Genomic DNA, 14,059 nt, shown 5'->3' with positions numbered 1-14,059 from the left:
GCGGCCTTACTTGGAGGGACCCGCGGTGGCAGCAGCACCAGTCTGGAGTGTCGACCCGCGCACCGGGAAGCAGCGCGAGCAGGTTGCGGTGGAGGCCACGGCCCAGGAGGTGGACGCGGCCGTCCGGGCGGCGCACGCCGCGCGCGGGGCCCTCGCCGACCGCGCCGTCCGCTCCGCCTTGCTCCGCTCGGCCGCCGCCGGCCTGGACGCGGCCAAGGACGGCCTGGTGGAGACCGCCGACGCCGAGACCGCCCTCGGACCGGTCCGGCTGACCGGCGAACTCGCCCGGACCACCTACCAGTTGCGGGCCTTCGCGGACATGGTCGACGAGGGCGCCTTCCTGGACGTCATCATCGACCACCCCGACGACACCGCCACCCCGCCCGTCCCCGACCTGCGCCGCTACAAGGTGCCGCTCGGTGTGGTGGCCGTCTACTCCGCCTCCAACTTCCCCTTCGCCTTCTCGGTGGCCGGCGGGGACACCGCGAGCGCGCTGGCCGCGGGCTGCCCGGTCGTCGTCAAGGCCCACCCCGACCACCCGGCCCTGTCCGAGCTGGTCGCCGTGGTGCTGCGCCGGGCCGCCGCCGAGCACGGCGTCCCCGAGGGCGTCGTCGGCCTGGTGCACGGCTTCGGGGCGGGCGTCGAACTGATCCGGCACCCGCTGGTGGCCGCCGCCGGCTTCACCGGCTCGGTGCGCGGCGGACGCGCCCTGTTCGACGCGGCCGCGGCGCGGCCGGTGCCGATCCCGTTCCACGGCGAGCTGGGCTCGCTGAACCCGGTCGTGGTCACCGAGGCGGCGGCCGCCGAGCGCGCGGAGGCGATCGGGTCCGGGCTCGCCGGGTCCATGACCCTGGGCGTCGGCCAGTTCTGCGTCAAGCCGGGCCTGGTGCTGGTGCCGTCCGGCGCCGCGGGCGACGGACTCGTCAAGGCGCTCGCGGACGCCGTCGGCGGCACCGGCGCGGGCGTCCTGCTCGACCACCGCATGCGGGACAACTTCGTCGCGGGCGTCGCCGAGCGGGCCGGGCTGCCCGGGGTGGAGGCGCCGGTCACGCCGGGCGCGGGCGGCGAGCACACGGTCAGCGCCGGGTTCCTCACCGTGCCGGCGAGCCGGCTGGCCGGGGAGGGTGCCCACGACCTGCTGCTCGAGGAGTGCTTCGGGCCGGTCACCGTGGTGGCGCGGTACGAGGACGAGGGCGAGGCGACGGCGGTCCTGTCGCGGCTGCCGGGCAACCTGACGGCGACGGTCCACCTCTCCGGCGAGGAGGCCGCCGGCGGGGGCCGCGGCGCCGAGATCCTCGCCGAACTGACCCCGCTGGCAGGGCGGGTGCTGGTGAACGGGTGGCCGACCGGAGTGGCCGTGGCACCCGCGCAGCACCACGGCGGCCCGTACCCCGCCACGACCTCCACGTCCACCTCCGTGGGCGGTACCGCCATCGAACGGTGGCTCAGGCCGGTCGTCTACCAGAACGCGCCCGAGGCACTGCTGCCGAAGGAACTGCGCGACGACAACCCGCTCGGGCTCCCGCGGCGCTTCAACAAGGTCCTGGAGCGCTAGAGCATCTCGCGGCAGTGGCCCTGGACGGCCTCGGCCCCTCTGGGAGAATCCGCCGATGGACACAGAGCTTCCCGAACTCCCCTTCCCGCTGCGGACCTACGGTCCCGACGGCCACTGGTCCCACGAGGACGGCGTGCTGACCGGATGGGCCGGCCCCCGGCAGGACCGGTTCGTCACGCCCACCGGTGAGGCTCTGGATCCCGCCTCCGACGCGCCCCGGCTGCTCGGGGCGCCCGAGGGCGACTTCCAGCTCATCGCGCGCGTCACCGTCGGGTTCAACGCGTCCTTCGACGCCGGCGTGCTCTACGTCCACGTCGGCGAACGGGCCTGGGCCAAGCTCTGCCTGGAGTACTCCCCGGACGTGCCCACCGTCTGCACGGTGGTCACCCGGGGACACTCCGACGACGCCAACTCCTTCACCGTGCAGGGTAGTTCGGTGTGGCTGCGGGTCAGCCGCACCGGACGGGCCTTCGCCTTCCACGCCTCACGGGACGGCGCACGCTGGACCTTCGTCCGGCTGTTCACCCTGGGCGGGGAGAAGGAGACCGGAGCGGCCCTCGTCGGCTTCATGGCCCAGTCGCCGCTGGGCGAGGGCTGCGTGGTCACCTGGGACCACATCGAGTTCCGGCCCGCCTGGCCGAGCGACCTCAGGGACGGGAGCTGAGACGGCCGGGCCGGGCCCCAGCGGAACCGGACCGGGCGCCCCCGCGCCCTCGGTCCCATGATCGGTGATCCCGGACGGCGTCCCCCGGGCCGACTTCGAGGGGAATGAACCCGGCTGTTTGAACGTTCACGTACTGGGCGAGGAGGGTCCTGGCCCGGTACGACCTGGAGAAGAGCCGAGAGCATGCGCGTCGAGATCTGGACGGACATCGCCTGTCCCTGGTGCTATGTCGGTAAGGCCCGTTTCGACAAGGCGCTCGCCGCCTTCCCGCACCGCGACCAGGTCGAGGTGGTGCACCGCTCCTTCGAGCTGGACCCCGGCCGTGCCAAGGGCGACGTGCAGCCGGTCATCACCATGCTCACCCGCAAGTACGGCATGAGCGAGGCGCAGGCCCAGGCCGGCGAGGACAACCTCGGGGCCCAGGCGGCCGCCGAGGGGCTGGACTACCGCACCCGGGGCCGCGACCACGGCAACACCTTCGACATGCACCGGCTGCTGCACCTCGCCAAGGAGCACGGCAGGCAGGACCAGCTCGTCCAGGGCTTCTACCGGGCCAACTTCGCCGAGGAGCGGTCCGTCTTCACCGAGGGCGACGAGCGCCTGGTGGAGCTGGCCGTCGAGGCCGGCCTGGACGCCGACGCCGTCCGCGCGGTCCTCGCCGACCCCGACGCCTACGCCGACGAGGTCCGCGCCGACGAGCGCGAGGCCGCTGAGCTCGGCGCCAACGGCGTCCCCTTCTTCGTCCTCGACCGCGCCTACGGCGTCTCCGGCGCACAGCCGGCCGAGGTCTTCACCCGGGCGCTGACCCAGGCGTGGGGCGACCGCTCCCCGGTGAAGCTCGTCCAGCAGAGCGGTGCCGAGGACGGCACGGCCTGCGGCCCGGACGGGTGCGCGGTGCCCCAGCACTGAGAAACCGCAGGTCGGCGCGGATGTATAAGGGTTCCTGAGACGTTCCGCGTAAAAATGCGCAATGGACGGCCGGTTCGCTGAGCCGCACAGTGGTCCCATGGAGACCACGGAGACCACGGTCACGTTCGAGAGCCTCGTCCGCGCCGAGTTCGCCCCCGCCGGCACCTATCTCAACACCGCGAGCAACGGCCTGCTGCCGGCCCGCACCGTCGCCGCCCTGCACGAGGCGGCGCTGCTGCGGGCCGCGGGCCGGCCGTTGACCCCGCTGTTCGAGGACGTGGAGGCCTGCCGGGCCGCGTACGCCCGGCTCGCCGGGGTCCCGGCCGACCGCGTCGCGGCGGGCGCCTCGGTCGCCGCGCACACCGGGGTGATCGCCGCCTCGCTGCCGGCGGGCGCCGAAGTGCTGACCGCCGAGGCCGACTTCACCTCCGTGCTGAACCCGTTCCACGTCCGCGGCGACCTGAAGGTGCGCGCGGTCCCGCTGGAGCGCCTCGCCGAGTCCGTCCGTCCGGGCACCGCCCTGGTCGCGGTCAGCGCCGCCCAGTCCGCCGACGGACGCGTCGCCGACCTGGCCGCGCTGCGCGAGGCCGCCCGGGAGCACGGCGCCCGCACCTACGTCGACCACTCCCAGGCCGCCGGCTGGCTGCCCATGGACGCCGGCGCGGACGACTTCACCGCCACCGTCTCCTTCAAGTGGCTGCTCGGTCCGCACGGGGCGGCCTTCCTCACGGTGCCCGAGGACTTCGGCGGGCTGACCCCGGTGCTCGCCGGTTGGGTCGCGGGCGAGGCACCGTGGGACAGCTGCTACGGCCCGGTCACCGAACTCGCCCGCTCCGCACGGCGGTTCGACCTCACCCACGCCCTGTTCAGCTACGCCGGGCTGCGCCGCTCCCTCGAACTGATCGAGGAGCTGGGGGTGTCCGCCGTCCACGCGCACGCCGTGGCCCTGGCCGACCGGTTCCGGGCCGGGCTCGCGGACCTCGGGCACGAGCCGGTGCCCGCACCCGGCTCGGCGATCGTCTCGGTGCCGGGACTCGGCTCCCGCCAGCCGGACCTGAGCAGGGCGGGCATCGAGCTCTCCGACCGCGCGGGCCTGCTGCGCGCGGCCTTCCACCTGTACAACACGCCCGCCGACGTGGACCGCCTGCTGGCGGCACTGTCCCGCTGACAGTTCCGCTGACACGACCGGGCCGGGGCCTCCCGTCCCACACGAGGAGGCCCCGGCCCGGTCGTGCCGGAGGTCACCGCACGGGGGTGAAGTCCCTCGCCCCGATGAACTCCGGCCGCCGCACCGGCGCGGCGAACGGCTCCACGGCCGCGTTGTCCACGCTGTTGAACACGATGAACACGTTGCTGCGCGGGAACGGCGTGATGTTGTCGCCGGAGCCGTGCATGCAGTTGCAGTCGAACCAGGTCGCCGAACCGGCCTTGCCCGTGAAGAGGCGGATGCCGTACTCGCCGGCCATCTTCGTCAGCGCCTCGTCGGACGGCGTGCCCGCGTCCTGCATCTGCAGCGACTTCTTGTAGTTGTCCGTAGGCGTCTCGCCGGCGCAGCCGAGGAACGTGCGGTGCGAGCCCGGCATGATCATCAGGCCGCCGTTGGTGTCGTAGTTCTCGGTCAGGGCGATCGAGACGGACACCGTGCGCATGTTCGGCAGGCCGTCCTCGGCGTGCCAGGTCTCGAAGTCCGAGTGCCAGTAGAAGCCGCTGGCGCCGAAGCCCGGCTTGACGTTGATCCGGGACTGGTGGACGTAGACGTCCGAGCCGAGGATCTGCCGGGCGCGGCCGACCACCCGCTCGTCACGCACCAGCTTCGCGAACACCTCGCTGATCCGGTGCACTTCGAAGACCGAGCGGATCTCCTGCGACGCCGGCTCGACGATCGAGCGCTCGTCGGCCCGGATCGCCGGGTCGGCGACCAGCCGCTCCAGCTCCCGCCGGTAGACCTCGACCTCGCCGGGGGTGATCAGCTGGTCGATCGCCAGGAAGCCGTCACGCTCGTACGTCTGCAGGTCGGCCGTGGCGATCGGGCCGGGCGTGTCCGGGGAGCCCCAGACGACCGGGTCCTGGCGCGGGACGGCCACCTCGCCGGCGCCGCGGCTGGGGTAGAGATCGGTGACGGTGGTCATGGGTGTCACACCTCCTCGGGCTCGGTGAGCAGCGGGTAGACGCCGTTCTCGTCGTGGTCCTCCCGTCCGGTCACGGGCGGGTTGAACACGCAGATGCAGTGGAAGTCCTCCTTGACCCGCAGCGTGTGCCGCTCGTGCCCGTTGAGGAGGTACATGGTGCCGGGCGTGATGGTGTAGCTCTGACCGGTCTCGCGGTCGGTCAGCTCGGCCTCGCCCCGGGTGCAGACGACGGCCTCGATGTGGTTGGCGTACCACATGTCGGTCGTGGTGCCGGCGTACAGGATGGTCTCGTGCACGGAGAAGCCGACCCGCTCCTTGGCGAGGACGATCCGCTTGCTCTCCCAGGTGCCGGACTTCGACTTGATGTGCCGGTCGGTGCCTTCGATGTCCTTGAACGATCGGACGATCACGGTGCTGTGCTTCCTCCTCGGTGGTGGTGTCAGACGGTCTCGCGGACGGCGCGGGCGAGGATGCTCAGACCCTCGTCCAGCTCGTCGGCGGTGATGGTGAGAGCGGGGAGCAGTTTGACGACCTCGCTCTCAGGACCTGAGGTCTCGATGAGCAGCCCGAGCTCGAAGGCGCGCTTGGCGACCCGCGAGGCCCGCTCCTTCTCGTGGAACTCCAGACCCCACACCAGACCGCGGCCGCGGTACTCGCGCACGTCGGCCAGGTTCTCCTCGGTGATGGCGATCAGGGACTGCTCGACCTGCTCGCCCCGGGTGCGGGTCTGCTTCTCCATCGCGGAGCCGTCGGTCCAGTAGGTCTCCAGGGCCGCGGTCGCGGTGACGAAGGCGGGGTTGTTGCCGCGGAAGGTGCCGTTGTGCTCGCCCGGCTCCCAGACGTCGAGCTCGGGCTTGAACAGGCACAGCGACATCGGCAGCCCGTAGCCGCTGATGGACTTGGAGACGGTGACGATGTCGGGCGTGACGCCGGCCTCCTCGAAGGAGAAGAAGGCGCCGGTGCGGCCGCAGCCCATCTGGATGTCGTCGACGATCAGCAGCATGTCCTGCCGCTCGCACAGGTCGGCGAGCGCGCGCAGCCACTCGGGGCGCGCGACGTTGATGCCGCCCTCGCCCTGCACGGTCTCCACGATCACGGCGGCCGGCTTGTTGAGCCCGGAGCCCTGGTCCTCCAGCAGCCGCTCGAACCACAGGAAGTCCGGGACCTGGCCGTCGAAGTAGTTGTCGAACGGCATGGGCGTGCCGTGGACCAGCGGGATGCCGGCGCCGGCCCGCTTGAAGGCGTTGCCGGTGACCGCGAGGGAGCCGAGCGACATGCCGTGGAAGGCGTTGGTGAAGGAGACGATCGCCTCCCGGCCCTTCACCTTCCGGGCGAGCTTCAGCGCGGACTCCACCGCGTTGGTGCCGGTGGGGCCCGGGAACATGACCTTGTAGGGCAGGTCGCGCGGGCGCAGCACCAGGTCCTGGAAGGTCTGCAGGAACGACCGTTTGGCCGTGGTCGACATGTCCAGGCCGTGCGTGACGCCGTCCCGCAGCAGGTAGTCGATCAGCGCCCGTTTGAGCACCGGGTTGTTGTGGCCGTAGTTGAGTGAGCCGGCCCCGGCGAAGAAGTCGAGGTAGGCATGGCCGTCCTCGTCGTACATCCGGCTGCCCTGCGCGCGGTCGAACACGGTGGGCCAGCCGCGGCAGTAGCTGCGGACCTCGGACTCCAGGGTCTCGAAGACGCTCAGGTCGGGCTGGGTGATGGTCACGTGGGATCGCTCCTCAGTGCGCGGTGGCGGGGGTCAGCGGGCCGATGCGGTACAGGATTTCCGGATCGTGCGGGCCGTCCGGGAAGAGCCCTGCGGGGAACAGCACCTCACGGCTCAGGTCGGCGCCGTGGCGGGCGGCGAACGACGTGAACAGGCGCTCGGAGGCGGTGTTCCCGGGACTGATGGTGGTCTCGAGACGGGTGATGCCGCGGTCGGCGGTCAGCCGGGCGGCCAGCCCGTCCAGCAGCGCGGCGGCGATGCCGTGGCCCTGGTGGGCGGCGTCGACGGCGACCTGCCAGACGAGCAGCGTGGTGGGGTCGTCGGGCCGCACGTAGCCGGTGACGAAACCGACGGGCTCGCCGTCGGCGCCGCGCGCCACGGCCGAGGTGCCGGCGTAGTCCCGGCACCACAGCAGATAAGCGTACGAAGAGTTCAGGTCGAGGGTTTCGGAATCCTTGGCTATACGCCAGAGCGCGGCTCCGTCGGCCATGGCGGGTCGGTCGATGAGAAGGTCTGCTGGTGCGGCAGTCATGCGGCACGAATTTAGCGAGGCAAATTGAAAAATGCACGGGTGGCTGGAGTGCCTCACGTGGCCGACTGGACGCTATGTCCTGATTGTCACGGTGCAAATCAGGACAGAACTCGCCGTCTGTGGAGTGTGTCACAGCCCGAAAAGCCCCGAGTGGGCCTTGTGCAACCTCATTGTTTAGCTCCGCAAAAAGCGGGCAGAAGAAGACGGGAAGCTATCGACGGATGAATTCGCAGAAATTGTGAAGCCAATTTGAATTCTGAGTCCGGAAACGAGAACGGCCCGCGCGAAAGGCGCGGGCCGCTCCGTGTGACGTCCCCGGGGGACCCGCGGCTACCGCCAGGCGCCGTCCACGGCGACGCGGGCCGCCGCGAGGTCCGCGTCGACGCCCCGCTCGGCGAGGGCCGCGCCGAGGGCGGCCAGCGAGCCGTGCACCGCGGCCGGGGTCGCGTCGGGGCCGTAGTGGTTCACCCGGATCATCTCCTCGGCCAGGGCGCCGCCGCCGGCGGCCAGCGGCAGTGCCGGGTCGCTCGCCAGGGCCCGGGCGACCAGCTCCCGGGCCGAGTGCCCGGCGGGCGCCCGCAGGGTCGTGGCCACCGGCGCCGCGTCCCGCGCCTCGTGCACATAAGGCGTCAGCCCCCCGCCCAGTGCCGTCACGCCCGCCCGGGTCGCCGCGGCGGCCGAGGCGTGCCGCGCCATCACCGCCTGGGCGCCCGCCGACTCGATCCGCTCCAGGCAGGCGTCGAGCGCCAGCATCTCCAGCTGTGCGGGGGCGTGCGGCAGCGCCTTGCGGCCGCCGTCGATCCACCGCTCCTTCCAGTCGAGCAGGGACAGGTAGGAGCGGCGCGGGGCGTGCGGGTTGGCCGCCATGAGCGCCCACGCCCGCTCGCTCACCGAGATCGCCGACACGCCCGCCGGGCCGCCCATCGCCTTCTGGGCCCCGATCACGCACAGGTCCACCCCCCACGCGTCCGGCAGCACGGGCTCGGCGCCCACGGAGGCGACCGCGTCCAGGTAGAACAGCGCGCCCTGCTCGCGCACCGCCGCGCCGATCTCCGCGACCGGGTTGGTGTTGCCGGTCGCGGCCTCGGCGTGCACCAGGGACACGAAGTCGATCTCCGGGTGCTCGGCGAACGCCTCCCGGACCTGGGCGGCGGTCACCGCCGTGTGGAAGGGCACCGCCAGGTCGTGGACCGTCGCGCCGGAGTCCCGGAGCCAGTCGCCGAAGGTCTGCCCGTACGGGCCGGTGATCACGTTCAGCGCGACGGTGCCGGGGCCGGCCGCCGCGCGGATCGCGCCCTCCAGCGGCAGCAGGGCCTCGCCCTGGGTGATCAGCACGTCCTGCCGGGTCGCCAGCAGCCGGGCCACCCGGTCCTCGATGGCGGCGAACCGTCCGGCGGTCAGCGGGGGCAGGTCGAGGAGGGGGTGGGTCACGACGGTGCTCTCTTCGTGCTCGGGGAGTCGACTCCCTCGATCTTAGGTCGGACGGCCCCACAGCCATCGGTTTGATTTGAGAGACCCAAACTCTTCCTTATAATCGGAACCCACTCTTCCCCCACTGGAGACCTCCCCCCATGAAAACGCTCACCGGGCGCCGGACCCGCCTCCTGGCCGCCACCACCGCGACCGCCGGACTCGTGCTCGTGGCCGCCGGCTGCTCCTCGAACGGCGGAGGGAGCGGCGGTGCCACCGTCAAGGGGGTCCACCTCGTCAAGGCCGGTCAGCTCACCACCTGCACCCACCTGCCGTACCCGCCGTTCCAGTCGGAGGTGGGCGGCAAGGTGCAGGGCTTCGACGTCGCCCTCATCGACCTCGTCGCCAAGAACCTGGGCGTCAAGCAGCAGATCGTCGACACGCCCTTCGAGAACTTCAAGACCGGCGCCTTCCTGAACTCCGGGCAGTGCGACCTGGCCGCCGCCGGCATGACGATCACGCCCGAGCGCAAGAAGAACGTCGACTTCTCCGACCCGTACTTCGAGGCCACCCAGGCCGTCCTGGTCGACAAGAGCAGCGGGGTCAACTCGCTCGCCGACGTCAAGGCCAAGGGCAAGAAGCTCGGCGCGCAGGCGCAGACCACCGGCGAGGACTACGCCAAGAGCAAGGGCTTCGACCCGGTCTCCTTCGAGTCCTCCGACGCCGTCCTCAACGGACTGCGCACCGGACAGGTCCAGGCCGTCGTCATCGACTACCCGGTCGTCCAGGGCTGGCTGAAGGACAAGGCCAACGCCGACAAGTTCAAGGTCGTCGACAACCTCAAGACCGGTGAGCAGTACGGCTTCACCGTCAAGAAGGGCAACACGGCGCTGCGCGAGGCGATCGACAAGGCTCTCAAGGACGCCAAGGCCGACGGCACCTACAAGAAGATCTACGAGCAGTGGATCGGTCCGTACGACGCCTCCGTGGCCTCTCCCGCCGGCTCATGACCGACACGGACGTACGGCCCCGGCCGAAGAAGAAGGGACTGACCCGGCGCCAGAAGCGCCGGCTGTCCCGCGGCATCCAGTACGTCGTGTTCGTCGCCGCCGTGATCGCCGCGGCGGTCTCGGCGGACTGGGGCCGGCTGCAGAACCAGTTCGCGCAGGGAAGCATCGCCCGGCAGATGTGGCCGGACGTGCTCACGCTGGCGCTGAAGAACACCGTCCTGTACACGGTGTCCGGCTTCCTCCTCGGGCTGCTGCTCGGCCTGGTCATCGCGCTGATGCGGCTGTCCTCGGTCGGGCCGTACCGCTGGGTGGCCGGCGTCTACATCGAGGTCTTCCGCGGTCTGCCCGCCCTGCTGATCTTCGTCTTCATCGCGGTGGCCGTGCCGCTGGCCTTCCCCGGCGCGGAGATCCCGGGCGGCACCTACGGCAAGGGCGCCCTCGGTCTCGGCCTCATCGGCGCCGCCTACATGGCGGAGACCTTCCGCGCCGGCATCCAGGCGGTGCCCAGGGGACAGACGGAGGCCGCCCGGTCGCTGGGCTTCTCGCCCGCCCGGGCCATGGTCTCCATCATCATCCCGCAGGCGTTCCGGATCATCCTCCCGCCGCTCACCAACGAGCTGATCATGCTCTTCAAGGACTCCTCGCTGGTGCTGCTGCTCGGCGTGACCCTGGAGGAGCGGGAACTGTCCAAGTTCGGCCGGGACCTGGCGAGCACCACCGCCAACTCCACGCCGATCCTGGTCGCCGGCCTGTGCTACCTGCTGGTCACCATCCCGCTCGGCTTCGTCGCCCGCCGCCTGGAGGCCAGGGCCCAGGAGGAGATCAAGTGAGCCGCCCCGAGATCCGCGTCCAGGGCCTGCACAAGTCCTTCGGCGACAACCACGTCCTGCGCGGCATCGACCTGGAGATCGACCAGGGCGAGGTGGTCTGCGTCATCGGCCCCTCCGGCTCCGGCAAGTCGACGCTGCTGCGCTGCGTGAACCTGCTGGAGGAGCCCAGCGAGGGCCAGGTCTTCGTCGGCGGCACCGAGATCACCGACCCGGACGTCGACATCGACGCCGCGCGGCGGCGCATCGGCATGGTCTTCCAGCAGTTCAACCTTTTCCCGCACCTGACGGTGACGGAGAACCTCACCCTGCCGCAGCGCAGGGTGCTCGGCCGGGGCAGGGCGGAGGCCGCCCGGGTCGCCGCCGAGAACCTGGCCCGGGTCGGCCTGGCGGAGAAGGCGGCCGCCTACCCGGCCTCCCTGTCGGGCGGCCAGCAGCAGCGGGTGGCCATCGCCCGCGCGCTCGCCATGGGCCCGGACGTGATGCTCTTCGACGAGCCGACCTCCGCGCTCGACCCGGAGCTCGTCGGGGACGTGCTCGCGGTGATGCGCGGGCTCGCCGAGGAGGGCATGACCATGATGGTCGTGACCCACGAGATGACCTTCGCGCGCGAGGTGGCCGACCGGGTCGTCTTCATGGACGGCGGGGTCGTCGTCGAGGACGGCAGCCCCGACCAGGTGATCGGCGCCCCGCGGCACGAGCGCACCCGGCACTTCCTGTCCCGGCTGCTCGACCCGGCGATGGCCGAGGTGGAGGAGGAGACCTCGGACCAGGTGGGCGAGCCCGGGGCGTAGCTCACTAAGGTGCGGTGCATGAGCGAACAGCCGGTGCTGCACGTGAAGGGGCGGGTCCTGGCGGGGCCCGAGGACGTCCGCGACGGACTGTGGGTGGTGGGGGGCCGGATCTCCTACGACCGCCCCGCCGCCGCCCGCGACGTGCGGACGGTCGAGGGCTGGGCGCTGCCCGGCCTGGTCGACGCGCACTGCCACGTCGGGCTGGGCGCCGAGGGCCCGGTCGACGCGGACACCGCCGAGAAGCAGGCGCTGACCGACCGGGAGACCGGCACCCTGCTCATCCGGGACGCCGGCTCGCCCTCCGACACCCGCTGGGTCGACGAGCGCGACGACCTCCCGAAGATCATCCGGGCCGGCCGGCACATCGCCCGCACCCGCCGCTACATGCGCAACTACGCCCACGAGATCGAGCCGGACGAACTCGTCGCTTATGTCGCCCAGGAGGCCCGGCGCGGGGACGGCTGGGTCAAGCTGGTCGGCGACTGGATCGACCGCGACCTCGGCGACCTGTCGGCCTGCTGGCCGCGCGAGGCCGTCGAGGCGGCCATCGCCGAGGCCCACCGGCTCGGCGCCCGGGTCACCGCGCACTGCTTCGCCGAGAGCTCGCTGCGCGATCTCGTCGAGGCGGGCATCGACTGCATCGAGCACGCCACGGGGCTGACGGACGACCTCGTCCCGCTGTTCGCCGAGCGCGGGGTCGCGATCGTCCCGACGCTGGTCAACATCGCCACCTTCCCGGACCTGGCGGCGGGCGGCGAGCGCAAGTACCCGCGCTGGTCGGCGCACATGCGGCGGCTGCACGAGCGCCGCTACGACACGGTGCGCGGCGCCCACGACGCCGGCATCCCGGTGTACGTCGGCACGGACGCGGGCGGCTCGCTCGCGCACGGGCTGGTGGCGGCCGAGGTCGCCGAACTGGTCACCGCGGGGCTCTCGCCGGTCGCCGCGCTGTCCGCCACGAGCTGGGGCGCCCGCGCCTGGCTGGGCCGTCCCGGCCTGGAGGAGGGCGCGCCGGCCGACCTCGTGGTGTACGCGTCCGACCCCCGGGCCGACGTGCGCGTGCTGGCGGCGCCGCGGCGGGTGGTGCTGAACGGGCGCATCGTCGAGTAGGGGGCGTAGGCGAAGTGGGTGGAGCGGGCGCAATGGGCGGGCAACAGAACGTCTGTGCCCGGGGATTCGAAGAGGTGTGCTGAAACTCCACGATGGAGTGAAGTAACGCAGGATGGCTGACCGTTCACCCACAGTGCGTAAAAGTTGACGGGTCCCAAGCAAGTTTCTTCTGGGGGTCCCACCGCCTTGAACAGCCACTTCTTCCGTATGCCCGCACGCCGTCTCGCCGCCGTCGCGACGGTCACGGCCCTCGCCGCGGCTCCCGCCGCCCTGGGCGCGGGCGCCGCGCACGCGACCACCGGTCACGGTCGCGCCTCCGCCGTCGTGCTCCGCACGGGGCTCGACGTCTCCCTGCTCAACAAGACCGTGAACGTCCCGCTCGCGGTCAGCCTCAACGACGTCAAGGCGCCGGCGGACGCCGAGCGGACCACGCTGACGGCGCGGCTCGACGGCGTCGACGGCGGCAGGCCGTTCACCGTCCTCGGCGCCCAGGTGGCCTCCGCCAGGGCCACCGCGAACAGCAGGCTCGCCGAGGGGTCGGTCCGGCTCGTGCACGCCCGGGTGCACGTCCCCGGCCTGCCCCTGCTCTCCCTGATCGACGTCGGCACGGTCACCGCGAAGGCGACCTGCGCGGCCGGGCACGAGCCCGTCGCCTCCGCGAACGTCCTGGGCGCCGTCACGGTCCTCGGCAAGCGCGTCACGCTCACCGCCGGCGGCCCCACCGAGGTGAAGGTGCCCGGCGTCGGCGACGTCCGGCTCGACCTGTCCCGGCACCGGACCACGTCCCGCACGGCGGCCGCCACGGCCCTGCGGCTCAAGGTCTCGGTCAACCCGCTGAAGCTCAACGTGGCCGACGTGGAAGGAACGGTCACTCTGGCCGCCGCGACCTGCGAGGCCCCGGTGCCCGCCAAGCACGTGCCGAGCCACGCCCCGACCCCCGACGTGAAGCCCCAGGGCACACAGGCCGACCTCGCCGAGACCGGCGGCAGCCCGGCCACGCCGTACATCGCGGGCGGCGCGCTGGCCCTGCTCCTGGCGGGCGGCGGAGCGGTGACGGTGGCCCGCCGCCGCCGAGGCTGACCCCCACGCCCCCACGGCCGGGCGGGTGGGCGTCCGGCCGCGTGACGGTCTGTCGGCTGACGGCGGTGTGTCGGGGGCCGCTACGTCCCGTAGGCGTGGTCGGGCGGGTCTCCTCCGGGGCCGCTGCGGCGGGACGGCCGTCGGCGCGCTTGCGTCGGGGCTGGGCCGAAAGGGCCGCAGGGCCGGGCGGGTGGGCGTCCGGCCGCGTGACGGTCTGTCGGCTCACGGCGCCCCGCGCGGGGGCCTCGGGGCTCCACGGCAGGATCGCCGTCTCCGTACGGGCGGCGGCGCCGGGCCGGGCGCCGGTCCGGGCCCCTGCCGGTCGAGG

Annotated in this window: 14 protein-coding genes; 9 read left to right on the top strand and 5 right to left on the bottom strand. The window is 72.3% G+C overall.

Translation table 11 applies throughout. From position 1 onward, the window contains the following. The first annotated feature begins 25 nt into the window (after positions 1-25). From B446_RS09700 to B446_RS09685, 4 genes are all read left to right on the top strand, one after another. A complete protein-coding gene (locus tag B446_RS09700; protein WP_078614669.1) occupies positions 26-1,555 on the top strand; it encodes an aldehyde dehydrogenase (NADP(+)) in 1,530 nt (509 codons plus the stop codon). A gap of 55 nt (positions 1,556-1,610) precedes the next feature. Beyond that, positions 1,611-2,219, top strand: coding sequence for a DUF1349 domain-containing protein (locus B446_RS09695; RefSeq protein ID WP_020939245.1), 609 nt, complete (start codon positions 1,611-1,613; stop codon positions 2,217-2,219). A gap of 183 nt (positions 2,220-2,402) precedes the next feature. Continuing rightward, a complete protein-coding gene (locus tag B446_RS09690; protein ID WP_020939244.1) occupies positions 2,403-3,128 on the top strand; it encodes a DsbA family oxidoreductase in 726 nt (241 codons plus the stop codon). Between the two features lie 61 nt (positions 3,129-3,189). Further along, entirely contained in the window at positions 3,190-4,296 is a 1,107-nt protein-coding gene (locus B446_RS09685) for an aminotransferase class V-fold PLP-dependent enzyme (RefSeq protein WP_078614668.1), read from the top strand. Between the two features lie 73 nt (positions 4,297-4,369). On the opposite strand, the gene thpD is transcribed toward B446_RS09685, so the two are convergent. From thpD to B446_RS09660, 5 genes are all read right to left on the bottom strand, one after another. Next, the gene (gene thpD, locus B446_RS09680) at positions 4,370-5,257 is read right to left on the bottom strand and encodes an ectoine hydroxylase (RefSeq protein WP_020939242.1); all 888 of its coding nucleotides are present in this window, start codon (positions 5,255-5,257) and stop codon (positions 4,370-4,372) included. Between the two features lie 5 nt (positions 5,258-5,262). Beyond that, a complete protein-coding gene (locus tag B446_RS09675; RefSeq protein ID WP_020939241.1) occupies positions 5,263-5,667 on the bottom strand; it encodes an ectoine synthase in 405 nt (134 codons plus the stop codon). A gap of 29 nt (positions 5,668-5,696) precedes the next feature. Beyond that, positions 5,697-6,968, bottom strand: a complete 1,272-nt coding sequence (gene ectB / locus B446_RS09670) for a diaminobutyrate--2-oxoglutarate transaminase (protein ID WP_020939240.1) — start codon at positions 6,966-6,968, stop codon at positions 5,697-5,699. 13 nt (positions 6,969-6,981) lie between these two features. Beyond that, positions 6,982-7,500, bottom strand: a complete 519-nt coding sequence (ectA, locus tag B446_RS09665) for a diaminobutyrate acetyltransferase (RefSeq protein ID WP_043475191.1) — start codon at positions 7,498-7,500, stop codon at positions 6,982-6,984. A gap of 330 nt (positions 7,501-7,830) precedes the next feature. Then, complete coding sequence (locus B446_RS09660) at positions 7,831-8,931, bottom strand: pyridoxal-phosphate-dependent aminotransferase family protein (RefSeq protein WP_020939238.1); 1,101 nt, start codon at positions 8,929-8,931, stop codon at positions 7,831-7,833. A gap of 140 nt (positions 8,932-9,071) precedes the next feature. On the opposite strand from B446_RS09660, the gene B446_RS09655 reads away from it, so the two are divergent. The 5 genes from B446_RS09655 to B446_RS09635 all read left to right on the top strand — a co-directional run bounded on the left by B446_RS09655 (position 9,072) and on the right by B446_RS09635 (position 13,731). Beyond that, positions 9,072-9,920, top strand: coding sequence for a transporter substrate-binding domain-containing protein (locus B446_RS09655; RefSeq protein ID WP_020939237.1), 849 nt, complete (start codon positions 9,072-9,074; stop codon positions 9,918-9,920). Then, positions 9,917-10,750, top strand: a complete 834-nt coding sequence (locus B446_RS09650) for an amino acid ABC transporter permease (protein WP_020939236.1) — start codon at positions 9,917-9,919, stop codon at positions 10,748-10,750. The genes B446_RS09655 and B446_RS09650 overlap by 4 nt, the downstream gene beginning before the upstream one ends. Continuing rightward, entirely contained in the window at positions 10,747-11,541 is a 795-nt protein-coding gene (locus B446_RS09645) for an amino acid ABC transporter ATP-binding protein (RefSeq protein WP_020939235.1), read from the top strand. Before B446_RS09650 ends, B446_RS09645 begins: the two co-directional genes overlap by 4 nt. An 18-nt stretch (positions 11,542-11,559) precedes the next feature. Further along, the gene (locus tag B446_RS09640; protein ID WP_020939234.1) at positions 11,560-12,651 is read left to right on the top strand and encodes an amidohydrolase family protein; all 1,092 of its coding nucleotides are present in this window, start codon (positions 11,560-11,562) and stop codon (positions 12,649-12,651) included. A gap of 186 nt (positions 12,652-12,837) precedes the next feature. Continuing rightward, positions 12,838-13,731 (top strand): SCO1860 family LAETG-anchored protein, encoded by an 894-nt coding sequence (locus tag B446_RS09635; protein ID WP_043475189.1) that lies wholly within the window; start codon positions 12,838-12,840, stop codon positions 13,729-13,731. Positions 13,732-14,059: the final 328 nt, after the last annotated feature.

Source organism: Streptomyces collinus Tu 365 (assembly GCF_000444875.1).
GTDB lineage: Bacteria > Actinomycetota > Actinomycetes > Streptomycetales > Streptomycetaceae > Streptomyces > Streptomyces collinus_A.
Note: the sequence above shows the minus strand (reverse complement) of the source record. Positions and strands in the feature narration are given on the sequence as shown.

Excerpts from the sequence above, each read along its gene's own strand:
- B446_RS09640 (WP_020939234.1), top strand. The coding sequence starts at position 11,560 with ATGAGCGAACAGCCGGTGCTGCACGTGAAGGGGCGGGTCCTGGCGGGG.
- B446_RS09655 (WP_020939237.1), top strand. The coding sequence starts at position 9,072 with ATGAAAACGCTCACCGGGCGCCGGACCCGCCTCCTGGCCGCCACCACC.
- B446_RS09650 (WP_020939236.1), top strand. The coding sequence starts at position 9,917 with ATGACCGACACGGACGTACGGCCCCGGCCGAAGAAGAAGGGACTGACC.
- thpD (WP_020939242.1), bottom strand. The coding sequence starts at position 5,257 with ATGACCACCGTCACCGATCTCTACCCCAGCCGCGGCGCCGGCGAGGTG.
- B446_RS09685 (WP_078614668.1), top strand. The coding sequence starts at position 3,190 with ATGGACGGCCGGTTCGCTGAGCCGCACAGTGGTCCCATGGAGACCACG.
- ectA (WP_043475191.1), bottom strand. The coding sequence starts at position 7,500 with ATGACTGCCGCACCAGCAGACCTTCTCATCGACCGACCCGCCATGGCC.
- B446_RS09690 (WP_020939244.1), top strand. The coding sequence starts at position 2,403 with ATGCGCGTCGAGATCTGGACGGACATCGCCTGTCCCTGGTGCTATGTC.
- B446_RS09695 (WP_020939245.1), top strand. The coding sequence starts at position 1,611 with ATGGACACAGAGCTTCCCGAACTCCCCTTCCCGCTGCGGACCTACGGT.